Annotated in this window: 20 protein-coding genes; 12 read left to right on the forward strand and 8 right to left on the reverse strand. The window is 71.3% G+C overall.

All coding sequences use genetic code 11. The annotated features are described in order from the left end of the window. Nucleotides 1–11: 11 nt before the first annotated feature. Nucleotides 12–1,199 carry a THUMP-like domain-containing protein gene (locus tag ACZ69M_RS17195; RefSeq protein ID WP_470050605.1) on the reverse strand — a complete coding sequence of 396 codons (1,188 nt, stop codon included), beginning with the start codon at nt 1,197–1,199 and terminating at the stop codon, nt 12–14. Between the two features lie 110 nt (nt 1,200–1,309). Here ACZ69M_RS17195 and ACZ69M_RS17200 point away from each other — a divergent pair, with 110 nt between their 5' ends. The 4 genes from ACZ69M_RS17200 to groL all read left to right on the forward strand — a co-directional run bounded on the left by ACZ69M_RS17200 (nt 1,310) and on the right by groL (nt 5,396). Continuing rightward, complete coding sequence (locus ACZ69M_RS17200; protein ID WP_470050607.1) at nt 1,310–2,239, forward strand: polysaccharide deacetylase family protein; 930 nt, start codon at nt 1,310–1,312, stop codon at nt 2,237–2,239. Further along, a complete protein-coding gene (locus tag ACZ69M_RS17205) occupies nt 2,236–3,015 on the forward strand; it encodes a polysaccharide deacetylase family protein (RefSeq protein WP_470050608.1) in 780 nt (259 codons plus the stop codon). Before ACZ69M_RS17200 ends, ACZ69M_RS17205 begins: the two co-directional genes overlap by 4 nt. 314 nt (nt 3,016–3,329) lie before the next feature. After that, on the forward strand, nt 3,330–3,638 hold the full coding sequence (gene groES / locus ACZ69M_RS17210; RefSeq protein WP_060901476.1) for a co-chaperone GroES: 309 nt from the start codon (nt 3,330–3,332) through the stop codon (nt 3,636–3,638). A gap of 129 nt (nt 3,639–3,767) precedes the next feature. After that, complete coding sequence (groL, locus tag ACZ69M_RS17215) at nt 3,768–5,396, forward strand: chaperonin GroEL (protein ID WP_470050610.1); 1,629 nt, start codon at nt 3,768–3,770, stop codon at nt 5,394–5,396. Nucleotides 5,397–5,517: 121 nt separating this feature from the next. Here the strand turns inward: groL and ACZ69M_RS17220 are convergent, their stop codons facing one another. From ACZ69M_RS17220 to ACZ69M_RS17230, 3 genes are all read right to left on the reverse strand, one after another. Beyond that, on the reverse strand, nt 5,518–6,225 hold the full coding sequence (locus tag ACZ69M_RS17220; protein ID WP_470050612.1) for an ester cyclase: 708 nt from the start codon (nt 6,223–6,225) through the stop codon (nt 5,518–5,520). 84 nt (nt 6,226–6,309) lie between these two features. Next, a complete protein-coding gene (locus ACZ69M_RS17225) occupies nt 6,310–7,083 on the reverse strand; it encodes an SDR family NAD(P)-dependent oxidoreductase (protein WP_352050544.1) in 774 nt (257 codons plus the stop codon). 119 nt (nt 7,084–7,202) lie between these two features. After that, the gene (locus tag ACZ69M_RS17230; RefSeq protein WP_470050614.1) at nt 7,203–7,871 is read right to left on the reverse strand and encodes an MOSC domain-containing protein; all 669 of its coding nucleotides are present in this window, start codon (nt 7,869–7,871) and stop codon (nt 7,203–7,205) included. 79 nt (nt 7,872–7,950) lie between these two features. Here ACZ69M_RS17230 and ACZ69M_RS17235 point away from each other — a divergent pair, with 79 nt between their 5' ends. Further along, nucleotides 7,951–8,847: a LysR family transcriptional regulator gene (locus ACZ69M_RS17235; RefSeq protein WP_060901472.1), complete on the forward strand. Its 897-nt coding sequence runs from the start codon at nt 7,951–7,953 to the stop codon at nt 8,845–8,847. Between the two features lie 86 nt (nt 8,848–8,933). On the opposite strand, the gene ACZ69M_RS17240 is transcribed toward ACZ69M_RS17235, so the two are convergent. Further along, the gene (locus ACZ69M_RS17240; RefSeq protein ID WP_060901471.1) at nt 8,934–9,266 is read right to left on the reverse strand and encodes a WhiB family transcriptional regulator; all 333 of its coding nucleotides are present in this window, start codon (nt 9,264–9,266) and stop codon (nt 8,934–8,936) included. 390 nt (nt 9,267–9,656) lie between these two features. Between ACZ69M_RS17240 and ACZ69M_RS17245 the strand changes: the two genes are divergently transcribed. The 4 genes from ACZ69M_RS17245 to ACZ69M_RS17260 all read left to right on the forward strand — a co-directional run bounded on the left by ACZ69M_RS17245 (nt 9,657) and on the right by ACZ69M_RS17260 (nt 14,145). Next, nucleotides 9,657–10,268 (forward strand): response regulator transcription factor, encoded by a 612-nt coding sequence (locus ACZ69M_RS17245; protein WP_003948568.1) that lies wholly within the window; start codon nt 9,657–9,659, stop codon nt 10,266–10,268. 256 nt (nt 10,269–10,524) lie between these two features. After that, on the forward strand, nt 10,525–11,112 hold the full coding sequence (locus ACZ69M_RS17250) for a sigma-70 family RNA polymerase sigma factor (protein WP_381940540.1): 588 nt from the start codon (nt 10,525–10,527) through the stop codon (nt 11,110–11,112). Between the two features lie 276 nt (nt 11,113–11,388). Further along, nucleotides 11,389–12,894 (forward strand): IMP dehydrogenase, encoded by a 1,506-nt coding sequence (gene guaB / locus ACZ69M_RS17255; protein ID WP_351699750.1) that lies wholly within the window; start codon nt 11,389–11,391, stop codon nt 12,892–12,894. A gap of 126 nt (nt 12,895–13,020) precedes the next feature. Further along, the gene (locus ACZ69M_RS17260; RefSeq protein ID WP_470050618.1) at nt 13,021–14,145 is read left to right on the forward strand and encodes a GuaB3 family IMP dehydrogenase-related protein; all 1,125 of its coding nucleotides are present in this window, start codon (nt 13,021–13,023) and stop codon (nt 14,143–14,145) included. Nucleotides 14,146–14,227: 82 nt separating this feature from the next. Here ACZ69M_RS17260 and ACZ69M_RS17265 read toward each other — a convergent pair whose 3' ends face one another. Both ACZ69M_RS17265 and ACZ69M_RS17270 read right to left on the reverse strand, forming a co-directional pair. Continuing rightward, nucleotides 14,228–14,830, reverse strand: a complete 603-nt coding sequence (locus tag ACZ69M_RS17265; protein WP_470050620.1) for a hypothetical protein — start codon at nt 14,828–14,830, stop codon at nt 14,228–14,230. Between the two features lie 123 nt (nt 14,831–14,953). Beyond that, nucleotides 14,954–16,162, reverse strand: a complete 1,209-nt coding sequence (locus tag ACZ69M_RS17270) for a nucleotide sugar dehydrogenase (RefSeq protein WP_470050621.1) — start codon at nt 16,160–16,162, stop codon at nt 14,954–14,956. 261 nt (nt 16,163–16,423) lie between these two features. On the opposite strand from ACZ69M_RS17270, the gene ACZ69M_RS17275 reads away from it, so the two are divergent. After that, a complete protein-coding gene (locus ACZ69M_RS17275) occupies nt 16,424–18,130 on the forward strand; it encodes a glycerol-3-phosphate dehydrogenase/oxidase (RefSeq protein ID WP_470050623.1) in 1,707 nt (568 codons plus the stop codon). A 97-nt stretch (nt 18,131–18,227) separates the two neighbouring features. On the opposite strand, the gene ACZ69M_RS17280 is transcribed toward ACZ69M_RS17275, so the two are convergent. Then, complete coding sequence (locus ACZ69M_RS17280) at nt 18,228–19,391, reverse strand: serine hydrolase domain-containing protein (protein ID WP_470050624.1); 1,164 nt, start codon at nt 19,389–19,391, stop codon at nt 18,228–18,230. A gap of 185 nt (nt 19,392–19,576) precedes the next feature. Between ACZ69M_RS17280 and ACZ69M_RS17285 the strand changes: the two genes are divergently transcribed. Both ACZ69M_RS17285 and ACZ69M_RS17290 read left to right on the forward strand, forming a co-directional pair. Then, a complete protein-coding gene (locus ACZ69M_RS17285; protein WP_470050626.1) occupies nt 19,577–21,901 on the forward strand; it encodes a serine/threonine-protein kinase in 2,325 nt (774 codons plus the stop codon). A gap of 225 nt (nt 21,902–22,126) precedes the next feature. Beyond that, nucleotides 22,127–24,988: a protein kinase domain-containing protein gene (locus ACZ69M_RS17290; RefSeq protein WP_470050628.1), complete on the forward strand. Its 2,862-nt coding sequence runs from the start codon at nt 22,127–22,129 to the stop codon at nt 24,986–24,988. Nucleotides 24,989–25,018: the final 30 nt, after the last annotated feature.

Below are 25,018 nucleotides of genomic sequence, written 5' to 3' on the forward strand. Positions count from 1 at the left end.
CACGACAGGGCCTAGGAGGCGTGTCGCTGGGCCGGGTGGCCGAGCAGCATCGTCGGTGCCCCCGCGACCCTGGTCAGGAAGACGGTGGCCGAGTGGGGGCCGTGCTGCTTGGGCAGGGCCTTCTTGCGGAGTTCCTCCGGCTCGACGGCCGACCCCCGCTTCTTCACCGTCAGTACCCCGACCCCCCGCTCCCGCAGCAGCGCCTTCAACTTCTTCACGTTGAAGGGAAGTCGGTCGGTGATCTCGTAGGCGGCGGCGTACGGCGTCGGGCGCAGTTCGTCCGCCGTGATGTACGCGATCGTCTCGTCGACCAGGCCGCCGTCGACTTCCTCGGCGACCTCGGCCACCAGATGGGCGCGGATGACGGCGCCGTCGGGCTCGTACAGGTAGCGCCCGACCTCTCGCACCGCGGGGTCGGGCAGGCCGCGGCCGCGCAGCTCGCGCGGGCCGGGCAGCAGGGTGGCCCGCACCAGCCCCGGCTCGGTGCCGAACCACAGCACCGCTTCCTTCACATCACCGGCGTCCGAGATCCACTCGGCCTCGGCCTCGGCGGGGACCGCCTCGTGGGGGATGCCAGGGGCGATCTTCAGGGCGGCGAGCGGGGCCTTCAGAGCCGTCGCGATCGCCCAGGAGAGCGGGGGCGAGTACGCCTCCGGGTCGAAGATCCGGCCGCGTCCGCCGCGCCGCGCCGGGTCCACGAAGACCGCGTCGTACGCCTCCGTGCCGACCTCGGTGACATCGGCCTCGCGCACCTCGATCAGGTCGGCGAGCCCGAGCGCCTCGGCGTTCGCGCGCGCCACCGCCACCGTCAGCGGGTCGCGGTCGACGGCGAGGACGCGGATCCCGGCGCGGGCCAGCGCGATCGCGTCGCCGCCGATGCCGGAGCACAGGTCGGCGACCGAGCGCACACCCAGGGACCGCAGCCGCCGCGCGCGATGGGTGGCGACCGCGGTGCGCGTGGACTGCTCGACCCCGTTCGGGGTGAAGTACATCCGCTCCGCGTCCTCGGCGCCGAACTTCGCCGCCGCCCGCTGCCGCAGCCGCGCCTGCCCGAGTGCGGCCGAGACCAGTTCGGCCGGGTGGTCGCGGCGCAGCCGGGTGGCGACGGCCAGCTCCTGGGCCGGTTCGGTGCCGCGCACCTCGTCGAGCAGGGCGTGGCCCTCGGGGGTGAGGAGAGAGGCGAAGGAGACGTCGTTCACCGGCCCATTGTCGGTCAGCGCGGGTGGGTGTGGGCCAGTCGGTGGACGGTGCGCCCCCGGTCGCGGTGTCGGAGCCCTGGACGGGCGGTGGCCTGCGAGGATCCGACACCATGCGATCAGTACGACAAAAGTACAAAAACAATGCAAAGAGGGCGCGCGTCTGGGGCGGAGTGGCCGTCCTCGCCGTCGCCGCCCTCGCGTCCGGTTGCGCCGACGACGACACCAACGGCGCCCGTCCCGTCGAGGGACCCGAGCAGGCGCTGCACGCGCCCCCGGCCCGCGCCCTCGACTCCTACGCCGCCAGACTCCGCGCGCAGCAGGCCGCCCGGGCCGTCGCGGCCAAGCACTGGGGGCTCACGAAGGTCCCGCTCGCCGCACCGCCGGCCCCGGCGAGGAAGCCGGTCATCGGACCCCGCGACGGCTTCGAGGTCACCGATCAGGAAGAGCTCGGCCTGCCGCCGGTCTTCACGACCGTCCCCACCAAGGACAAGGTCGTCTTCCTCACCATCGACGACGGCTCCGAGAAGGACCCGGCGTTCCTCAGGATGATGAGCGACCTGAAGATCCCCTACACCGCCTTCCTGAGCAACTACCTGGTCAAGGACGACTACGGGTACTTCCGGAAGATGCGCGACCGGGGTGTCACCCTCAACAACCACACCCTCACCCACCCCTACCTGCCGGGGCTGTCGTACGAGGAGCAGCGGCACGAGATCTGCGGCATGCAGGACATCATGGAGAAGCAGTTCGGCAAGCGTCCGAAGGTCTTCAGGCCGCCCTACGGCAACTACAACCGGGACACCCTGCGTGCCGCCAAGTCCTGCGGCATCAAGTACGCGCCCATCTGGGACGAGGAGGTCTTCGTCGACCACTGGGAGTACCGCGACTGGGACCGCGACCTGCACCCCGGCGACATCGTCCTCACCCACTTCCGCGGCAGGGAGGACTGGGACGGCACCATGCCCGACATGATCCGCCGCTTCCTGAAGCTGGTCACCGACAAGGGGTACGCGGTGGCACGGCTGGAGGACTACCTGTGAGAACGCGGGCGCTGGTCGCGGGGGCGCTCACCGCGGCGCTCCTGACCGGCTGCACCGGCTGTGCCCAGTCCGTCGACCCGATCGAACGGCTGGGCAAGAAGGCCGCACAGGAGGTGCGCAGGTCCCGGCCGAACGGGCCGACCCCGTCGACGTACCGGCACTGGGGGCTGCCCACCCCGCTCGCCGCCGCCCCGCGGCGGCCCGCCCGGCCCGCCCTCCGCGGCGCGGCGCCGGGGCTGGCCCCCGTCGTGGACCGCGTACCCACCCGCGACAAGGTGGTCTTCCTGACGTACGACGACGGTGCCGAGCGCGATCCGCGGTTCGTCGACATGGTCCGTGAACTGCGGCTGCCCGTCAGCATGTTCCTCACGGACAGTGTCGTCGGGCCGGGGTACGGGCACTTCGCCCAGCTGCGGACGGTCGGCGCGAGCGTGCAGAACCACACCCTCCACCACGCCTCACTGCGCGGACTGCCGTACGCGGGGCAACGGGCCGAGATCTGCGGCCAGCAGGAGAAGCTCAAGGCCCGCTTCGGCGTCCGCCCCCGGCTCTTCCGTCCGCCCTACGGCACCTACGACACCACCACGCTGCGCGCCGCCGCCGACTGCGGGGTCGCGGCCGTCGTCCTCGGCCGGGAGCCCGACGCCCGCCGCCTGCGACGGGGTGACATCCTCTCCGGCTTCGAGGAGCCCAACCTCACGGAGGCGACGGTCAGACTCCTGCGACGCATCCAGGCGGAGGGCCTCACACCGGCGCGCCTGGAGAACTACCTCTGAACCTCTCGGGCCGGTGTCCATCAGCCCGTCCGGCGTTCGAGGACGAGGCCGTTCAGGCCCCGGGCGGGGGTCCGGGGGCGGCCGGCCCCGGGCGCGCCGACACGCACGCCGGGTGCCCAAAACCCCGCGCCACGCCGCACGCTTTGGCACTCCGCTTGACCGAGTGCTAATCGCGGTCATAGTCTCGGCCCTGGCACTCCCCCCTGGAGAGTGCCAATAGCGACGGGCAGGTCCGGCACCCGCGACGACGGATCCACCTGGTCGCCACCTCAGACAGTTAACCCCGTGAGATCTCCGAAGGGGGAGGTCGGATCGTGACGACCACCAGCTCCAAGGTTGCCATCAAGCCGCTCGAGGACCGTGTTGTGGTCCAGCCGCTGGACGCCGAGCAGACCACGGCTTCCGGCCTGGTCATCCCGGACACCGCGAAGGAGAAGCCCCAGGAGGGCGTCGTCCTCGCCGTGGGCCCGGGCCGCTTCGAGAACGGCGAGCGCCTGCCGCTCGACGTCAGCACCGGCGACATCGTGCTGTACAGCAAGTACGGCGGCACCGAGGTGAAGTACAACGGCGAGGAGTACCTCGTCCTCTCGGCTCGCGACGTGCTCGCGATCATCGAGAAGTAGTTCACCGAGCTTCACCGTTCCACCCAGTTTTGCAGTGAACTGCGCCCCTGGCCCCCGCGACCATAACCAGCCGGGCGTCGGGGGCGCGGTTCGTTCACCCCAGTTTTCCGAGAGGGCTGAATCGCTCCCATGGCGAAGATCCTGAAGTTCGACGAGGACGCCCGTCGCGCCCTCGAGCGCGGCGTCAACAAGCTTGCCGACACGGTCAAGGTGACGATCGGCCCCAAGGGCCGCAACGTCGTCATCGACAAGAAGTTCGGCGCACCCACCATCACCAACGACGGTGTCACCATCGCCCGCGAGGTCGAGCTCGACGACCCGTACGAGAACCTCGGCGCCCAGCTGGTGAAGGAGGTGGCGACCAAGACCAACGACATCGCGGGTGACGGTACGACCACCGCCACCGTGCTGGCCCAGGCGCTCGTCCGCGAGGGCCTGAAGAACGTCGCCGCGGGTGCCTCCCCGGCGCTGCTGAAGAAGGGCATCGACGCGGCCGTCAAGGCGGTCTCGGACGAGCTCCTCGCCACCGCGCGCCCGATCGACGAGAAGTCCGACATCGCCGCCGTCGCCGCGCTGTCCGCCCAGGACCCGCAGGTCGGCGAGCTCATCGCCGAGGCGATGGACAAGGTCGGCAAGGACGGTGTCATCACCGTCGAGGAGTCCAACACCTTCGGCCTGGAGCTCGACTTCACCGAGGGCATGGCCTTCGACAAGGGCTACCTGTCGCCGTACATGGTGTCCGACCAGGAGCGTATGGAGGCCGTCCTCGACGACCCGTACATCCTCATCCACCAGGGCAAGATCAGCTCCATCCAGGACCTGCTGCCGCTGCTGGAGAAGGTCATCCAGTCCAACGCCTCCCGGCCGCTGCTGATCATCGCCGAGGACGTCGAGGGCGAGGCCCTGTCGACCCTGGTCGTGAACAAGATCCGCGGCACGTTCAACGCCGTCGCCGTGAAGGCTCCCGGCTTCGGTGACCGCCGCAAGGCCATGCTCGGCGACATCGCCACCCTCACCGGTGGTCAGGTCATCGCCGAGGAGGTCGGCCTCAAGCTCGACCAGGTCGGTCTGGACGTGCTGGGCACCGCCCGCCGCGTGACCGTCACCAAGGACGACACCACCATCGTCGACGGTGGCGGCAACTCCGAGGAGGTCGTCGGCCGGGTCAACCAGATCAAGGCCGAAATCGAGAACACCGACTCCGACTGGGACCGCGAGAAGCTCCAGGAGCGCCTCGCGAAGCTGGCCGGCGGCGTGTGCGTGATCAAGGTCGGCGCCGCCACCGAGGTCGAGCTCAAGGAGAAGAAGCACCGTCTGGAGGACGCCATCTCCGCGACCCGCGCCGCGGTCGAGGAGGGCATCGTCTCCGGTGGTGGCTCCGCGCTCGTCCACGCCGTGAAGATCCTCGAGGGCAACCTCGACAAGACCGGCGACGAGGCCACGGGTGTCGCGGTCGTCCGCCGCGCCGCCGTCGAGCCGCTGCGCTGGATCGCCGAGAACGCCGGCCTGGAGGGTTACGTCATCACCTCCAAGGTCGCCGAGCTCGACAAGGGCCAGGGCTTCAACGCGGCCACCGGCGAGTACGGCGACCTGGTCAAGTCCGGTGTCATCGACCCGGTCAAGGTCACCCGCTCCGCCCTGGAGAACGCCGCCTCCATCGCCTCCCTGCTCCTCACGACCGAGACCCTGGTCGTCGAGAAGCCGGCCGAGGAGGAGGCCGACGCCGGTCACGGCCACGGCCACGGGCACTCCCACTGAGTCTCGTACTCCCGAAGAAGCCCCCGTTCCACACGGAACGGGGGCTTCTCCCGTACCCGGCACTACCGACTACCGACTGTTCGACGGCCGACGGCCGACTACCGCGCCACCGGCCACCGCACTACTGCTCCAGCGCGTCCAGCGCCCCCAGCTGAGCCAACAGCCCCAGCCGGTCGTACTGCCACCAGCCCTCGGCGATCTTCCCGTCCTCCTGACAGCGGAAGACGGTCGTGCCGGTCATGGTGACCTGCTTCCCGGTCGCCGGGATCCCCATGAAGTCGCCTTTGTGGGTGCCGTTCCAGGCCCACCGGGTGCAGACCCGGTCGCCCTGGGTGAGCTGGTCCTCGACGATGAACGTGAAGTCGAAACCGCCGCGCCACATCTCGATCTCGCGCCGCATCGCGTCGAGGCCGATGGTGTCCTGCTCGTTGGCGGGATCGTGGTCGTGGTAGCTCTCCACCATCAGACCGTTGAGCGGCGGCAGTTCACCCAGGCCGGCCAACGTCTCGAAGAACCTGCGGATGTTGGCCGCGAACAACTGCTCGTCCCGCACCACGTCCAGGTCGGTGAACGTCGGCAGCCCGTCGCAGAGCGCCACCATCTCCTGGAAGACCCTGTCGGTCTCGGGGAGGTTCGAGTTCCGCATCGCCTCCTCGAACGAGGGGAACTCCACGATCTCTATGAAGTGGGTCGCGTCCGAGCGGTCCTTGCCGATCACACTGTGCGTCGCGGTCCGCTTGCCCCTGGTCTTCTCGACCCATGTGTCCATCAGCTGGTTCATCTCGTCGAACCGGCTGGTCCTGCAATCGATGAGCTGTACGAATGTCATGGCGTCGCCTCCGGCCCCCTGGGTCCGGCTGAACACCCTCAGTTTCCCACCGGAGGGACGACACCACCCACTGCGCGGTGGCCCCTACTGGGGGCCGTACTTCCGGCCCGTCTTCGACGTGACCCCGCCCAGCAGCCCTCGCGGCGCCACCTTCACCAGGCCCATCAGCGCCTTGTAGCGGGGGTCGGGGACGGACAGCGACTTGCCGCGGGCCAGGTCCGCGAGCGCCGCCGCGACCAGCTTGTCCGCATCCAGCCACATCCAGTTCGGGATGTTGTCCGTGCCCATCCCGGCCCGCTGGTGGAACTCGGTGCGGACGAAGCCGGGGGCCAGCGCCATCAGCCGTACGCCGGTGCCCGCCAGATCCCGCGCCGCGCCCTGCGTGAACTGCACGACCCACGCCTTGGACGCCCCGTACGTACCCCGCGGCACGAACGCGGCCACCGACGCGACGTTGACGACTCCGCCCCGGCCGCGCTCCCGCATGCCCTCGGTCGCCGCCGACGTCAACCGCAGCACCGCCTCGCAGTGCACCTTGAGCATCGTCAGCTCGTCGGCCATCGACACCTCGAGATAGCGGCCCTTGTTGCCGAAGCCCGCGTTGTTGATCAGCAGGTCGACCGGGTTCTTGCGGTCGGAGAGGCGGGCGGCCACCGCCTCGATGCCCCCGTCCGTCGCCAGGTCGGCGGTCAGCACCTCCGCCTCGATACCGTGCCGGTCGTGCAGTTCGGTCGCCTGCTCGCCCAGCCGCTTGGTGTCGCGCGCCACCAGCACGAGGTTGTGCCCGTCAGCCGCCAGCCGCCGCGCGAAGGCGGCGCCGATGCCCGCGGTCGATCCCGTAATCAGAGCCGTTGTCATGGCCCAAGGCTAGTGACCTGACCAGGCCCACCGCGCCCCCGCCACCCAACGCCCGAGCTTGCTCCACGAGTCCCCCGCACACTCCGGACGCCCCCGTCCCGCGCCCCCGCTTCGAGCGGTCAGTCGCTGTGCCGTGCCACGTACTTCTCCGCCATCTCCAGCAACTCCGGGTGCAGCGCGTCGCCCGCGGCCAACACCCTTGGCAGCAGCGCCCGTTCGGTCGTCTCGGCGCGGAAGGCGAGGGCGACCGTCACCTCGTGGCCGGGCCGGTGCACGACCTCGATCGGGTCGCCCGCCCGGATCTCGCCCGGCTCGATCACCCGCAGATAGGCGCCGGGCGCCCCCTTCTGGGTGAACCGCTTCACCCAGCGCCGCTCACCGATGTGCTCCTGGAACGTACGGCAGGGGATGCGCCCGCAGGTGACTTCGAGGACCACCTCGGAGCCGACGCGCCAGCGCTCGCCGATCCGCGCGCCGGACACGTCGAGCCCCTGGGTCGTCAGGTTCTCGCCGAACGCGCCGCTCGCCAGCGGCCGGCCGAGCTCGCGCCCCCAGTCGTCGAGGTCCTCGCGGGCGACCGCGTACACCGCCTGGTCGTTCCCGCCGTGATGGCGCAGGTCGCACACGGCGTCCCCGGCGAGGCCGCTCGCGCCGACCCCCTTGGGCCCGGGTGCCGCCACCCGCACCGGCCCGTCCACCGGTCGCTTGTCGATGCCGGTCACGCCCTCCGGCTGGTCCGTGTACGGGACGGCCCGCGGGCTGCCGATGTTCAAGGACAGAAGCTTCATGACAGCACGCTAGGTGATGAGGGCCAAAGCGGCCACGCGATATTCGCCGCCGCACCCAAGGCTCACTTATGCTCGAAAGGTGATCGAGGCCCGTCATCTCCGTGTTCTGCGCGCCGTCGCCGCCACCGGCTCCTTCTCGGCGGCGGGACGTGAACTGGGCTGTACCCAGCCCGCCGTCAGCCAGCAGATGAAGGCGCTCGAATCGTCCGTCGGCACCCCGCTGCTCGTCCGCACCGGCCGCGAGATGCGCCTCACCCAGGCGGGCGAGGCGCTGGTCCGGCACGCGGCGGGCATCATCGCGGGCCTGACCGCGGCCGAGGAGGAGGTCGCAGCGATCGCGGGCCTGCGCGCGGGCCGGGTCCGGCTCGTCTCCTTCCCCAGCGGCAGTTCCACGCTCGTCCCCACGGCCCTCGCCGCGCTGCGCGCCGCGCATCCCGGCACCCGGGTCTCCCTGGAGGAGGCCGAGCCGCCGGAGTCCGTCGAGAAGCTCCGGGCCGGGGACTGCGACATCGCCCTCGCGTTCCGCTACGAGGGGGCCGCGGGTGCCGAGGAGTGGGACGACCTGGTCGTACGGCCCCTGCTGCGGGACCGGCTCGTCGGGCTGGTCCCCGAGAAGCACCGGCTCGCGCGGGCCGGTTCGGTCGCGATCGCCGAACTCGCCGGGGAGCCCTGGATCGCGGGCTGCCCGCGCTGTCGCGGACAACTGGTGGAGGTCTGCCGCGCCGCGGGCTTCGTGCCCCGCATCGACTTCGCCACCGACGACTACCCGGCCGTGGTCGGGCTGGTCGGCGCGGGCCTCGGGGTCGCGGTCCTGCCGGAGCTCGCGATCGAGTCCGTACGCCCCAAGGGCGCACGCACCGTGACGGTGGAGCCGCCGGTGCGGCGCGAGATCGTCGCACTCACCCTGCCGGACCTGGCACAGGTGCCGGCGGTGGCGGCGACGCTCGACCAACTGGCGCGGGCCGCGAGCCGCTGACGCCGCCCGAAAGCGGCTGACGCCATCAAAAAGCATGGGCACGCGTACGCGTGCCCGACGGTGGACCAAAAAGCAGAAACGTTCCTTCAGTTGTTCGAAGCGGGATCGCCGCTCCCGGTGGTCGACGCCGCCACCAGCCGGTTGCGCGCCCGCCCCATGAGTTCCTCGCGCTCGTCCTCGGTCAGGCCGCCCCACACGCCGTACGGTTCGCGCACCGCCAGGGCGTGCGCCGCGCACTGGGCGCGTACCGGGCATCGCATGCAGACCTCTTTGGCCGAGTTCTCGCGAGCGCTCCGTGCCGCACCGCGCTCGCCCTCCGGGTGGAAGAAGAGCGAGCTGTCGACCCCGCGGCAGGCCGCGAGGAGCTGCCAGTCCCAGAGGTCCGCGTTCGGACCGGGAAGGCGGGAGAAATCTGCCATTGCTTTGTCCCCTTGTTGCCGTTCTGGGCCGCTCTGTGCCCACCGACCGTACATCTACGATCTAAGGAGATGAAAATATGACTCATTGCGAATCTAGCCGCAGACACCAGCAAAGGGGAAGAAAACAGGCTGAATGGGGCATAGGTTGTGATGAAACGTTGAGGGTCCGTTGCGCATGTCTGCCTCGTGTCCGCGCCCTCACGTAGAGTGCCGAAGGCGACCGACTGCCCCGTAACTCTTTCGAGTGACCATCGTTGAGAGGGCGGAGGCGGTTGAAGGAACAAGCGCTCGGGCAGACGGCAGTTCCGTCGGCGAGTGTCGACCGCACAGATGACGATTCGTACCAGCCTGGAGGCTCAAGGTGACGCGCATCAGCTGCGGAGGGCGGCCATGACATCCGTCCTCGTCTGCGACGACTCCCCGCTTGCCCGAGAGGCGCTCCGCCGAGCGGTGGCGACCGTGCCCGGCGTCGAGCGCGTGACGACGGCAGCCAACGGCGAGGAAGTCCTCCGCCGCTGGGGTGCCGACCGCTCGGACCTGATTCTGATGGACGTACGCATGCCCGGACTGGGTGGCGTCGAGACCGTCCGGCGGCTGCTGTCCGCCGACCCCGGTGCGCGCATCATCATGCTCACCGTGGCCGAGGACCTGGACGGTGTGGCGCTCGCTGTCGCCGCCGGGGCCCGCGGCTATCTGCACAAGGACGCCTCCCGCGCCGAGCTGCGCGCGACCGTGACCCAGGCGCTCGCCGACCCCACCTGGCGGCTCGCCCCGCGCAGACTGCGGTCGGCCGAGATGGGCGCGGCGCCGACGCTCACGGCGCGTGAGATCCAGGTGCTGGAAGGCATGAGCCACGGTCGCTCCAACGCCGAGATCGGCCGCGAGCTGTTCCTCTCCGAGGACACCGTGAAGACGCACGCCCGGCGGCTGTTCAAGAAGCTCGGCGCCTCGGACCGCGCGCACGCCGTGGCGCTCGGTTTCCGGTGGGGCCTGGTTCGTTAGGTGAGCCGTCGCGGGGGTACGACGCACCCCGCCTACCTCATGGTGGGCGGGGCCGACAACAGCGCCCGCCGAGTGCCCGCTGCTCGTTTCGCCGCGGATGCCGCATGCTTGAGGTGTGGAGTTCCTCGGGGACGAGTCGGTCGAGCGGAAGGGGAGGGCGCAGGAGATGAGTTCCGGCGCACCTGCTCATAACGCTTCGGTGCACAACTACGGACGCGGTGCCACGGACAAGACGACGCCAAGGCACCATGGACCGATGCGCGACGACGAGGCTGCCAGTGCCCAAGGGGCGATTGGTGCGCTCGTCCATCGCGCGGTCGACGGCGACGAGCAGGCCACGCACGACCTGCTCGCGCATGTACACCCCTTGGCGTTGCGCTACTGCCGCACCCGCCTCTCCCGGCTTCCGGGCGACGCGCGGCACTTCGTCGAGGACCTGGCCCAGGAGGTCTGCGTAGCGGTGCTCCTCGCACTGCCGCGCTACAAGGACACCGGGCGCCCCTTCGAGGCGTTCGTCTTCGCCATCGCCGCGCACAAGGTCGCCGACCTGCAGCGTGCCGCGATGCGCCACCCCGGTTCGACGGCGGTTCCCTCGGACGAGATGCCCGAGCGCCCCGACGACTCCCTCGGCCCGGAGGAGCGCGCTCTCCTCAGCAGCGACGCCGAGTGGGCCAAGAAACTCCTGGCCAACCTCCCCGAGAACCAGCGCGAGCTGCTTCTGCTGCGCATCGCGGTGGGCCTCACGGCCGAGGAGACGGGCCAGATGTTGGGAATGTCACCGGGCGCCGTTCGGGTGGCCCAGCACCGCGCACTGAGCCGGTTGCGGGCGCTGGCGGAGCAGTAGGCGAGTCCCAGGGGCCTGCGGCACCCGGGACCTCTGGGGACGCGTCGGCCGGCGCGACGGGTCCGCCCTTTCAAGGGGCGGACCGGTTTTTCCCGGGCGCGGGGTGCGCGTCGTTCCCCGGCGAGGACCGGGCCCCGGCCCACAACTGAACGGCATCGCCATCCCGCCCGTACGAACCTACGAAGCCCGAGGGCGATCCGAACCGTGGAATGGAAGCCCCCTGCTTCCCGTTAGCATGGACATCCGCACCGATCAAGGCCATTTGGGGAAGGTGTCATGACTGCCAACGTCGACGGAGTGCCCGCCAAATTCGCGACACTCGGGCTGACCTACGACGACGTGCTGCTGCTGCCGGGCGCCTCAGAGGTGCTGCCCAACGCGGTCGACACCTCGTCGCGCATCTCCCGCAACGTACGTGTGAACATCCCGCTGCTCTCCGCGGCGATGGACAAGGTGACCGAGTCGCGCATGGCGATCGCCATGGCCCGGCAGGGAGGCGTCGGTGTACTGCACCGCAACCTCTCCATCGAGGACCAGGTCAACCAGGTCGACCTGGTGAAGCGCTCCGAGTCCGGCATGGTCACCGACCCGATCACGGTGCACCCGGACGCGACGCTGGCCGAGGCCGACGCCCTGTGTGCCAAGTTCCGCATCAGCGGTGTCCCCGTCACCGACGGTGGCGGCAAGCTGCTCGGCATCGTCACCAACCGTGACATGGCCTTCGAGACCGACCGTTCGCGCCAGGTGCGCGAGGTCATGACGCCGATGCCCCTGGTCACCGGCAAGGTCGGCATCTCCGGCACCGACGCCATGGAACTGCTGCGCCGCCACAAGATCGAGAAGCTTCCGCTGGTCGACGACTCGGGCGTCCTCAAGGGCCTCATCACGGTCAAGGACTTTGTGAAGGCCGAGAAGTACCCGAACGCCGCGAAGGACGCCGAGGGCCGGCTGCTGGTGGGTGCCGCCGTCGGCGCCAGCCCCGAGGCACTGGAGCGCGCTCAGGCGCTGGCCGAGGCCGGCGTGGACTTCCTGATCGTCGACACCTCGCACGGGCACAACAGCAACGCGCTCAACTGGATGGCGAAGATCAAGTCGAGCGTGCACGTCGACGTGATCGGCGGCAACGTCGCCACCCGTGACGGTGCTCAGGCCCTGATCGACGCCGGTGTCGACGGCGTCAAGGTGGGCGTGGGCCCCGGCTCGATCTGTACCACCCGTGTGGTCGCCGGCATCGGCGTCCCGCAGGTCACCGCCATCTACGAAGCGGCCCTCGCGGCCCGTGCCGCGGGTGTCCCGGTGATCGGCGACGGCGGTCTGCAGTACTCCGGCGACATCGGCAAGGCGCTGGCCGCCGGTGCCGACACGGTGATGCTCGGCAGCCTCCTGGCGGGCTGTGAGGAGTCGCCCGGCGAGCTGCTCTTCATCAACGGCAAGCAGTTCAAGTCCTACCGCGGCATGGGCTCCCTCGGCGCCATGCAGTCCCGGGGCCAGGGCAGGTCGTACTCGAAGGACCGCTACTTCCAGGCGGACGTGGCCTCCGACGACAAGCTCGTACCCGAGGGCATCGAGGGACAGGTGCCCTACCGCGGCCCCCTGGCCAACGTGCTGCACCAGCTCGTCGGCGGTCTGCGCCAGACCATGGGGTACGTGGGTGCCGCCACCATCGACGAGATGGAGTCCAAGGGCCGGTTCGTCCGGATCACCTCGGCGGGTCTCAAGGAGAGCCACCCGCACGACATCCAGATGACGGTCGAGGCGCCGAACTACAGCCGTAACGACTAGCCGTACCTGTACTGACGACCAGCCGTACAGGTACGTGAGGGCGGTCCCGGAGGTTCCGGGGCCGCCCTTGTCGTAGGTGTCGGGGATACTGGGAGGCGCAGAAGCGAAGAGGGAAAGGCCACACACGTGACTGAGATCGAGATCGGGCGCGGCAAGCGCGGCCGCCGGGCGTACGCCTTCGACGACATCGCCGTCGTCCCGAGCCGCCGTACGCGAGACCCGAAGGAGGTCTCGATCGCCTGGCAGATCGACGCCTACCGCTTCGAGCTGCCGTTCCTGGCAGCCCCGATGGACTCGGTCGTCTCCCCGGCCACCGCGATCCGCATCGGCGAGCTGGGCGGCCTGGGCGTACTGAACCTCGAAGGCCTGTGGACGCGGTACGAGGACCCGCAGCCGCTGCTCGACGAGATCGCCGAGCTGGACGCGGAGACCGCGACCCGCCGCCTCCAGGAGATCTACGCCGCTCCCATCAAGGAGGAGCTGATCGGGCAGCGCATCAAGGAGGTGCGCGACTCGGGCGTCGTCACCGCGGCCGCCCTGTCGCCGCAGCGCACGGCCCAGTTCTCCAAGGCCGTCGTCGACGCGGGCGTGGACATCTTCGTCATCCGCGGTACGACGGTCTCCGCGGAGCACGTCTCCGGTGCCGCCGAACCGCTGAACCTGAAGCAGTTCATCTACGAGCTCGACGTCCCCGTGATCGTCGGCGGCTGCGCCACGTACACGGCGGCGCTGCACCTGATGCGCACGGGCGCGGCCGGTGTCCTGGTCGGCTTCGGCGGCGGCGCCGCGCACACCACGCGCAACGTGCTGGGCATCCAGGTCCCGATGGCGACCGCCGTCGCCGACGTGGCCGCGGCCCGCCGCGACTACATGGACGAGTCCGGCGGCCGCTATGTGCACGTGATCGCGGACGGCGGTGTCGGCTGGTCCGGCGACCTCCCCAAGGCGATCGCCTGCGGCGCCGACTCGGTGATGATGGGCTCCCCGCTGGCCCGTGCCACGGACGCGCCCGGCAGAGGCCACCACTGGGGCATGGAAGCGGTCAACGAGGAGCTGCCGCGCGGCAAGAAGGTCGACCTGGGCACCGTCGGCACCATCGAGGAGATCCTCACCGGGCCCTCGCACATCCCCGACGGCTCCATGAACATCTTCGGCGCCCTCCGCCGTGCCATGGCCACCACCGGCTACAGCGAGCTCAAGGAGTTCCAGCGCGTCGAGGTGACGGTCGCGGACTCGCAGCACAAGCGCTAGCGGCAGCGGTACGCCGGCTCGTACGACGCCGAAGGGCCCGTCCACCATGAGGTGGGCGGGCCCTCGCGCATGCCGGGCGGGGTTACTGACCGGCCTTCCTGGCGCCGGAGAAGGCCGCGTACGCGGCGATGGCGAAGAAGAGGAAGGTCAGCGGGTCGGCCTCGGCCTTCCAGGCTTCCTGGACCATGCCGAAGTGGTGGAAGAAGATCTCGTTGAAACCGACACCGGCCTCCTTGGCGCCGATCATGGCCTCGCCGACCAGCTGGCCGAGGTAGACCGAGGCCACCGAAAGGATCACGCCGGCGATCGGCAGGATCGGGTTGCGCCCGCCGACGCGGCCCGCGGCGAGGCCGATCAGGAAGCCGACGCCGACGGCCGCCCAGCCGATCTCGTGCTTGGTGAGGCCGATGATGACTCCGTAGACGCCCGCCGCGACCAGGGCGGCACCGACGGCGGCCGCGAGCCCGAGCCCGAGCTTGTCGCGCACCGGAGCGGCCGGGGCGACGGGGGCCATCGGGAAGCCCGGCTGAGGTGCGCCCTGCGGGACACCCTGCTGCGGGAACCCGGCCTGGGCGGCGTCCTGCTGCGGCGCGAGCGGCTGGCCCGGCCGGCCGGCGTACGGGTTCTGGTCCGCGTACGGGTTGTCGACCGGTGGACCGGACGGCGGCGGAGACGACTGACTCATGCGGTTCCCCCCAGGGATGTGAGCGCACACCTGCGAGCGCCCGGGACGCGGGCGCACTGGTGTGCGAGAGCTGACGCACAGTAGCAGTCGGCAGTGACATCCCGTCCAGGGGTTTCGCCGGGGTCAGAGTCGGTGCGCGGCTCCGGTCGGGGTCGCTCCTCTGGTGTCCAGCAGGACCTGGGCCTTCACGGAGAGCCCCTGGAGGTCGTATGTGCGGTGCTGCTGGAGCAGGATCGTGAGGTCGGCGTCGGCGGCGGCCTCGTAAAGGGAGTCGGCGCGCGGCACGGGGCGGCCGAGGACGTTCCAGGCCGGGACGTGCGGGTCGTGGTAGCTGACGGACGCGCCGAGTTCCATCAGCCGCAGGGCGATCTCCCGGGCGGGCGAGCCCTGTTGGTCGGCGAGGTCGGGCTTGTAGGTGACGCCGAGGAGGAGCACGCGTGCGGCGCGGGCCGACTTCCCGTGCTCGTTGAGGAGCGTGGCGGCGCGCTGGATGACGTACTGCGGCATGTGGCTGTTGACCTGCTGGGCCAGTTCGACCATCCGGAGGGTGCGGCCCGAATGGCCCGTGAGGTCCTGGGCGATGCCGTGGCCGCCGACGCCGGGTCCCGGCCGGAACGCCTGGAATCCGAACGGCTTGGTCTCGGCGCAGCGGATGACGTCCCACAGGTCGACGTTCAGATCGTGGCAGAGCACGGCCATCTCGTTGACCAGGGCGATGTTGACGTGCCGGTAGTTGGTCTCCAGGAGCTGCACGGTCTCCGCCTCGCGGGGGCCACGCGCGCGTACGACCTTGTCGGTGAGGCGCCCGTAGAAGGCGGCGGCCGACTCGGTGCAGGCGGGGGTGAGGCCGCCGATGACCTTGGGGGTGTTGGCGGGGGTGAAGTCGCGGTTGCCGGGATCGACGCGGCTGGGCGAGTACGCGAGGTGGAAGTCGCGCCCCGCGCGCAGGCCCGAGCCCTCTTCGAGGAACGGGCGCAGGAAGTCCTCGGTGGTGCCGGGGTGAACCGGCGACTCCAGGATCACGGTGGTGTGCGGGCGCAGCTGTTCGGCCAGGGTGCGGGCGGCCGAGGCCACTTGGCCCAGGTCGGGGGTGCCGTCCGGGCCGGGTGGGGTCGGGGCGCAGATGACGGCGGTGCGGACGCGGCCGAGTTCGGCGGGGTTGGTGGTCGGCCGGAAGCCCCCCGAGAGCATCCGGCGCAGTTCGGCCGGGGTGAGTGAACCGCCCTCCGGCCCGGTCTTGTAGCCGAGCGTGGGGATGCCGGCGGCGACGGCGGCCTGGGCCAGGGGCAGGCCGAGATGTCCGAGTCCGATGACGGCGAGATCTGCGGGCATGGCGTGGGCCGTCCTTCCCAGTAACCGAAGCGGGACAGGTGCGCAAGCCCTGTGGACAGAACGAGCGAGCGCAATGTCAGACTAGGAGTAAATATGACCGATTTACGGTATTGGGCGGGCGAGTTTCCGGGAGTGTTGTCCACAGGCTGGGGGCGCGTGGTGGCCGATGACGGACATCGCGGTCAGACTTTGGGTCAGGGGGACGTGAGCCGGGCGTCGCCGGACAGGTGCGGCCAGCGCGACAGACAGCGGGAGGCAGCGGTGAGGACAGCGAAACTGGGGCCGGCGGAGCGCGCCGAGTCCCTGGCGGGAATGGCCGAGCGTGAGCTGGATGTGCTGGTGGTGGGCGCGGGCGTGGTCGGCGCGGGGACGGCGCTCGACGCCGTGACACGCGGCCTGTCCACGGGCCTGGTCGAGGCACGCGACTGGGCGTCGGGCACCTCCAGCAGGTCCAGCAAGCTGATCCACGGCGGACTGCGCTATCTCGAGATGCTCGACTTCGCCCTCGTGCGCGAGGCACTGAAGGAGCGTGGACTCCTGCTGGAGCGCCTCGCACCGCACCTGGTGAAGCCGGTGCCCTTCCTCTACCCGCTCCAGCACAAGGGCTGGGAGCGGCTGTACGCGGGATCGGGCGTCGCGCTGTACGACGCCATGTCGATGACGAGCGGACATGGACGCGGACTGCCCACCCACCGCCATCTGACGCGCGGCCACGCCCTGCGCATAGCACCCGCCTTGAAGAAGGACGCGCTGGTCGGCGCGTTGCAGTACTACGACGCGCAGGTGGACGACGCCCGCTATGTGGCCACGTTGGTGCGCACGGCGGCGGCGTACGGCGCGAAGGTCGCCAACCGCGCCCGCGTGACCGGATTCCTGCGCGAGGGCGAGCGCGTGGTCGGCGCCAGGGTGCAGGACGTCGAGGGCGGCGGGGAGTACGAGATCCACGCCAAGCAGATCGTCAACGCAACGGGCGTGTGGACCGACGACACCCAGGCCATGGTGGGCGAGAGAGGCCAGTTCCACGTACGGGCCTCCAAGGGCATCCACCTGGTCGTGCCGAAGGACCGGATCAACGCCGCGACGGGTCTGATCCTGCGCACGGAGAAGTCCGTCCTCTTCGTGATCCCCTGGGGACGGCACTGGATCATCGGCACCACGGACACCGACTGGAACCTCGACAAGGCCCACCCCGCGGCCTCCAGCGCCGACATCGACTACCTGCTGGAGCATGTGAACTCGGTGCTCTCGGTGCCCCTGACCCGCGACGACGTGGAGGGTGTGTACGCGGGACTGCGGCCGCTGCTCGCGGGCGAGTCGGACGCCACCAGCAAGCTCTCGCGCGAGCACACCGTGGCCCACCCGGTGCCGGGACTGGTGGTCGTGGCGGGCGGCAAGTACACGACGTACCGGGTGATGGCCAAGGACGCGGTCGACGAGGCGGTGCACGGCCTCGACCAGCGGGTCGCCGAATGCGTCACCGAGGACGTCCCCCTGCTCGGGGCCGAGGGGTACCGGGCGCTGTGGAACGCGCGGGCGCGCATCGCGCAGCGCACCGGACTCCATGTGGTGCGCGTGGAGCATCTGCTGAACCGGTTCGGTGTGCTGGCCGAGGAGATATTCGAGCTCATCGCGGCCAACCCCGCGCTGGGCGAACCCCTTCCGGCCGCCGAGGACTACCTCAAGGCCGAGATCGTCTACGCCGCCTCGCACGAGGGCGCGCGGCACCTGGACGACGTGCTGACCCGGCGCACCCGCATCTCCATCGAGACCTTCGACCGCGGTACGCGCAGCGCCCGCGAGGCCGCCGAGCTGATGGCGCCGGTCCTCGGCTGGGACAAGGACCAGATCGAGCGCGAGGTGGAGCACTACGAGAAGCGGGTCGAGGCCGAGCGGGAGTCCCAGCGCCAGCCGGACGACCAGACGGCGGACGCGGCGCGGCTGGGGGCGCCGGACATCGTGCCGCGCTGATCGGCCCCGCTGCCCATGAGGGCCTGCCCGGGAGTTCCCGTGCATGTCACTCGAACGGGTGTCGTGAGCTGGGATCTTTGCTCGAAACCCGGTCGTTCTACTGGGTGCGGGGGCAGAACTCGGCGGCGAGCAGGTCGGGTTCGAGGTCCGGGTCCTCGATCCCGTCCGTGTTCACCCGGAAGGTGAGGACACGACGGCCGTCGACGGTGGCCGCGGTGCGCACGTAGCTGCCGGAGATATGGCCGTCGTGCCCCCACACCGTGGTGCCGCACGACAGCTTCACCGGATACAGACCCATGCCGTACAGGCCTTGTGCGGTGCGGGTGTCGAGCATTTCGTGCAGTTGGCGGGACGGGAGCAGGTCGCCCGCGAGCAGGGCCGCGTAGAAGCGGTTCAGGTCGGCGAGCGTGGTGACCAGTTCACCCGCCGCGCCGGCGACGCGCGGGTCGAGGGCGGTCACGTCGGTGCCGTCGGCGGAGTAGGCGCGGCCGTGCGGGGAGGGCAGCGAGGTGCGGGCGCCGGGGAAGGAGGTGCCTGTCAGACGGAGGGGGTTGATGATGCGGCGCTCGGCCTCGGTGGCGTACGAGTGGCCGGTGACCTGGCGGATGACCATGCCGAGCAGGGCGTAGTTGGTGTTCGAGTAGGCGAAGCGGCCGCGGGTGGTCGGGGGGTGGGTGAGTGCGATGCGGATGGCCTGGAGCGGGGTGAGGGGGACGGCCCCCTTGGTGTCGTCGGTGAAGTTGTACAGGCCACTGGTGTGGGTGAGCAGGGAGCGCAGCGTCAGACGCCGGCCGTCGTTGCCCGCGCCGCGCACCAGACCCGGAAGGTGAGCGTCCAGGGGGTCGGACAGGGACAGCCGGTGCTCGGCGGCGAGTTGCAGCACCACGGTCGCGATGAACGTCTTGGTGATGCTGCCCGCGCGGAAGTGGTCGTCGCGGGCGATGCCCTCGCCGGCGCGGGCGAAGCGTGCGCCGGAGGCGTCGCCGGCCAGCAGCGCGGCGGCGGGAGCCTTGCCGCGGGTGACCAGAAGGGGGAGCAGACGCCGGAGGGCACGGGTGGCGCTCGTTGCCGGGGCGGTGGCGGGGGAGTGTGAGCCTGTCCGGGCCGCGGACCTGGGGGTGTGACGGGCGGCCGAGGGCGTGGTGGAGTGGGAAGGGCCGGCGGTCGGCATCAGGCGCGGCAGGCCGATCGGCGCCAGCAACAGGACGGCCAGAGACACGGGTATGACCAGGAGTGTCCGAGGTGTCCGGGGCGCAGGCATCGGCGTTCCCTTCCTTGTTGCGGCACATCATGGGGGACGGACCTGTGCGCACGAGCAGGTGGTCCGCAGGTGAGGGGCGTGCCGGTCGCCGGAGGCTTGTCGGCCGAAGGGCCCCCTGGGCGCTGAGCGCTTGTCGGGTGAGGGACAATGAAGGCTCTGTCAGGGCGGGTTGCATGAGGGGACGCATGTCGGAGGCGGAGCGGGCGGGAGCATCCCGTCAGGACAAGAGCGAACGTCTCCTCGCCGGGCGCTACCGGCTGGGAGATGTTCTCGGCCGCGGCGGCATGGGCACGGTGTGGCGGGCCCAGGACGAAACGCTGGGCCGCACGGTCGCCGTCAAGGAGCTGCGGTTCCCGTCGAGCATCGACGACGACGAGAAACGGCGGCTGATCACGCGCACCCTGCGTGAGGCCAAGGCGATCGCGCGGATTCGTAACAACGGCGCGGTGACGGTCTTCGACGTGGTCGACGAGGACAACCGGCCGTGGATCGTGATGGAGCTCGTCGAGGGCAAGTCGCTCGCCGAGGTCATCCGCGAGGACGGCCTGCTCACGCCGAGGCGCGCCGCCGAGGTGGGGCTCGCGATACTCGACGTGCTGCGTTCCGCGCACCGCGAGGGCATCCTGCACCGCGATGTGAAGCCGTCGAACGTGCTGATCTCCGACGACGGCCGGGTCGTGCTGACCGACTTCGGCATCGCGCAGGTCGAGGGCGACCCGTCCATCACCTCGACCGGCATGCTCGTCGGCGCGCCCTCGTACATCTCGCCGGAGCGGGCGCGCGGGCACAAGCCCGGCCCCGCGGCCGACCTGTGGTCGCTGGGCGGGCTGTTGTACGCGTCGGTCGAGGGCGTGCCGCCGTACGACAAGGGTTCCGCGATCGCGACGCTCACCGCGGTGATGACCGAGCCGGTGGAGCAGCCGAAGAACGCGGGCCCGCTGGAGAACGTGATTTACGGGCTGCTCGTGAAGGACCCCGCGCAGCGGCTCGACAACGAGCGCGCCCGGGCGATGCTCAGCGAGGTGGTCTACGCCCCCGAGCCCAAGGAGACCGTGCCGGAGCCGGCGGACGCGACGAAGGTCGTGGCGCTGCCGCCGGTGCCGGACGAGGGCCGGGGCAAGAAGGGTTCGGACGGTTCGGGCGACTCGGGCGGTTCCGGGGCCAAGCGCGGTGAGGAGGCCGGGGAGCGGTTGCGCGGGGCGCTGCGTTCCGTGCGGAAGGCCGCCTCGGTCGCCGGTGCGGCCACGGCGGCGGCCACCGCTGCCGCGACGGCCCGTGCGAAGTCCGGCGCTGCGGGCGGGACGGGCAGCGCGGGCGGTGCGAGCAGCGGCGGCGGTGCGAGCAGCGCCGGCGGTGCGGGTGGTTCCGGCGGTACCACGGCTTCCGGTTCGGTGGTCGCGGAGGGGGCGGCTCCGAAGGCTCCCCCGGCTCCGCCGCGCGTGGACGTGTCGAAGCCCGCCGCGGCTGCGGGGACGCCGGGGAAGTCCGGGACGGTCACGCCCGGCCGGGGTGGCGAGGCGGCGGAGGGCTCCCCGAAGCCGGGCGTGCGTGACGGCGCGCCCGTGGGCTCGCCCTCCGGTCCCGTCGGCTCGAAGGGGGCTCTCGGCTCGGCGGGCTCGGCGGGTTCGGGGGGTTCCGGTTCCACCGGTTCGGGCGGCGACGCCAGGCCGGCTTCCGGGTGGCCCGTGGCGCCCGAGCGGCCGCCGCGGCCCGTGCCGCGGGCACCGCTCACCGATGTGGTGCCACGGCGGACCCTGATGATCATCGCGGTGGTGGTGGCGCTCGCCGTGATCGGCACCGTGCTGGCCCTGACCCTCGGTGGCGGTGACGACAGCGGGGCGAAGAACGGCAAGAGCGGCGACACCAAGGCGGCCCCGTCCCACGGGGTGACCGCGGGCAGCGGCGGCAAGGGTGCGACCAGCGGCTCTCACACCGACAGCGGCGACAAGACGGACGGTGCCACCGGGTCGGCCGGGGACGGGAGTTCGGGCAGCACACCGAACGCCGACTCGTCGGGCAGCGCCGCCGCCACGAGCGGGACGGGCGGCGACGGCAAGGAGTCGAGCTCCTCGGGTTCCACCGCCGTGTCGACGTACAAGGGCAGCCAGGGGTTCAAGATCGGGCTGCCGAAGGGGTGGAAGTACCAGTCGACGGATGACGCGGGAGCCCGCTTCACCGGTCCCGACGGGCAGAAGCTCCTCGTCGGCTGGACGACCACGCCCAAGAGCGACCCCGTGGCGGACTGGAAGAACCAAGAGGGGTACATGGTGCGCTCGCAGTACAAGCGGGTGCGCATAGAGCAGGTGGACTACCGCGGTTGGAACACGGCCGACTGGGAGTTCACCTATCAGGACGGTGGCACGAAGTACCGGTCGATCGACCGTGGGTTCGTCGTGAATGATCATCTCGGGTACGGGCTGATGTACACGGCGAAGGCATCCGACTGGGACAGCGAGCTGCGCAAGGACACGTGGAAGACACTGACGACGACGTTCCAGCCGAAGTCGTGAGGCCTGGGCCCGACCCCACGTCATGAGGCGCGTGCCCATGTCGTGAGGTTCGGGCCGGTTCGCCCGGGGTGTCTGTTGTAGGGGTCGGTCACGGGGCGGTGACATCTCGCATCCCGACATTGCGGGTTGCCTCCGGCACGTATCGTGAGTGGTTGCGGACCGTACGAAGCCGTAACGGGACGCGAGGCGAACGGAATTGACCACCGGGCGGCCGGGGGAGGCATCGTGGACGACTATGCGGGACGGGTACTCGCCGACCGTTACCGCCTGCCGCTGCCGCCCTCCGACGAGTACGAATTCGCCGAGAGCCGGGCCTTCGACACCTACAGCGGTCAGGAAGTCCTCGTCCGGCAGGTGCCGTTGCCGGAGGTCGTCGAGGCGGAGATGCTCGACGCGGACGGGCTGCCCGAGGGGTTCGTGGCGCGGGACGGCGGGGTGCGGCGCGCCTCCGCACGGACCACACGCAGGCCCACCGAACCCGCCGTGCGACGGGCGATCGAGGCGGCGCAGGCCGCCGCGCAGATTCCCGACCATCCCCGACTGGACCAGGTCTTCGACGTGTTCGCCGAAGGCGGGTCGTTGTGGATAGTGAGTGAGCTGGTGCCCGCGCGGTCCCTGGCCGCGCTGCTCGCCGAGAAGCCGCTGAGCCCCTATCGGGCGGCCGAGGTCGCCGCCGACGTCGTCACCGCGCTGCGGGTGCTGCACGCGCACGGATGGGTCCACCGCAACATCACCGTGCGCACGGTGCTCGTCTGCGACGACGGCCGGGTGATGCTGACCGGCCTGGCCGCCGGCGCCGCGGAGGAGGCACTGTGCGGGTACGACCCGGTGCCGGTACAGGACTTCGAGGGTCCCGGGGGTGAGCGAGGCGTCGGCGCCGGTTCACCCCACGCGGGTCCCGGCGCGGATTCACGAGCGGGTACGGGCACGGGCGCCGGTGTCCCGCGTGGCGCGGCGCGTGCGCGCGGTGGCGCGCCTGGTGGAGTGACCGCAGGACTGCCCGGCGGGGGAGCCGGTGGTGCCTCCGGCGGGGGTCCCGGAGCCTCGTTCGGCGCGGTGGTCGCCGGCGCGCAGGGGGCCGACGCCGAGGCCGCGCGGCGGGCCGCGATCGAGGCGCGGGCCGAGAACACCACTCCCGTGGGAGAGCCGCCCGTCGACGGCGGAGCGGCCCTGGCGCGCAGGGCTCTGGAGGCCGGAGGCGACGCCCGGGCGGCCCGGGCCGGAGCCATCGCCGCGTACCGGGCCGGAGCCCGGGCCGCGGCCCGGGTGCACGAGCAGCAGCGGGGCGGTCCGGCGGCACTGCCCGGGCCCCGTCCCGCCCCGCCGGCCGACGGCTCCGTGCCGGGGACCCAGGGTTCCGGGCACGGTGTGGAGCAGCGGCCGGAGACCCCGCCCCCCGGTCAGATCGCCGACCCCTACGGCGTCGGTGTCGGACGCGCGGGCGCGTGGCCCGGCGCGCAGCCCCGCCCCGGAAGCGGCCCCGGCACCGGTACCGCCCCTGGCGTCAACGGCCCCGGATTCGGTGGCCCCGGCCCCGGTCCCGGCGGCAATGGCGGTCAGGGGCGCCCGGCGCTCCCCGGCCCCGCGACCGGTCATGGAAGCGGCCACAGCGGCACCCCGGTTCCCCCAGGAGCCCAGGGCCCCCACGGCATCCAGAACCACGGCCCCCAGAATCACGGCACGCCCGCCCTCGTGCCCGGACAGCAGTCCGCCTCCGCCCCGACGCCCAACGGCCGTTGGGACGAGCTGGTCGCCGGTGCGCCCCCGCGGCGCGGTCCCGCCACCGCGCTCGCCGCGGAGCGGGCCCGGCAGGCGCGGATGGCCGTCGTCGGTCCGGTGACCGAGCGATGGGCGCCGGAGCAGGCCGGGCCGGTGCACGAGAACTGGCAGCTGGCGGCGCCGATCGGCCCCCAGACCGATCTGTGGGCGCTGGGCGCCCTGCTCTTCCGGGCCGTGCAGGGGCACGCGCCCTACCCGGAGGACAACACCGCGGAGCTGGTGCAGCTGGTGTGCGCGGAGCCGCCCGCGTTCGCCGAGGAGTGCGGGCCACTGCGGCCCGTCGTGGAGTCGCTGCTGCGTCAGGACCCCACCGAGCGGCTGGACTTCGAGGAGCTGAGCGGCTGGCTGCGCTCGCTGGTGCGGTCCGCGCCGGAGCCCGAGGCGGGCGCGCACGTCGTCGCGGCGCCGCCCGTCGACCCCAGCCGGCTGCCGATCGTACGGCGCAGGGGCGAGCTCGTCCGCAGGCGCCGGTCCGGACTGCCCGCGACCAGCGCGCACGCCCGCCACAAGCGCGCGAAGCCCGACCGGCAGGCGAGGCCGGCCAGGCCGACGGAGACGGCCAAGCCCCGCAAGCTGGGCCGGAACCTGCTCCTGCTGGTCCTGCTCCTGCTGGTCGCGGCGGTCGCGTACGCGATGGTCTTCATGCCGAAGAAGACCGACCCGAACAGCGACGCGAACGGCGAACGGACCGGCTCCGCGGGCCAGGTGAGCCCGGCACCCGGGAACACCGCGGGCACGGGCGCCGACGGCAGCGCCAGCAGCCGGCCGCGCCCCGACCAGACCTCTCCCGGCACGGACACGAACCCTTCGGGCGGCGCCAGTTCGACGACCTCGCAGTCCAACGACCCGGCGGTCGGCCAGGGCTTCACCCTGCGCAAGGACTCCGAGGGCTTCCAGGTCGCCGTGGCCAACGGCTGGAACCGCACGCCCAAGAACGGTCGCGGCCAGGTGGTCTACTCCCAGGGCGACTTCGAGCTCATCGTCGTACCCGGACGGGACAGCACCAGCAAGTACGGCGGCGATCCGCTGACGTACCAGCGCGAGACCGAGAGCGAGTTGCAGCCGTTCCGCGACTCGACATGGGCCACCTCCAGCGGGATGCGGCGGATCGACGTGGGCGGACGGACCATGGCCGAGGGCCAGTTCACCTGGCAGAACTCCGCGGGGCAGTCGCTGTACGTCCGCAATCTCGCGATCATCGTCGGCGGCCGCTACCACGTGGTGCAGGTGCGTGGCCCGGAGGCCGAACGGGACGAGGTCACGAGGCTGTACGAGCAGGCGTCGGCGACCTACCAAGTCACCGGCTGAGCAATTCCCGTAGTCATGAACCGCTGAACG

The organism is Streptomyces sp. NPDC107454, assembly GCF_055582885.1.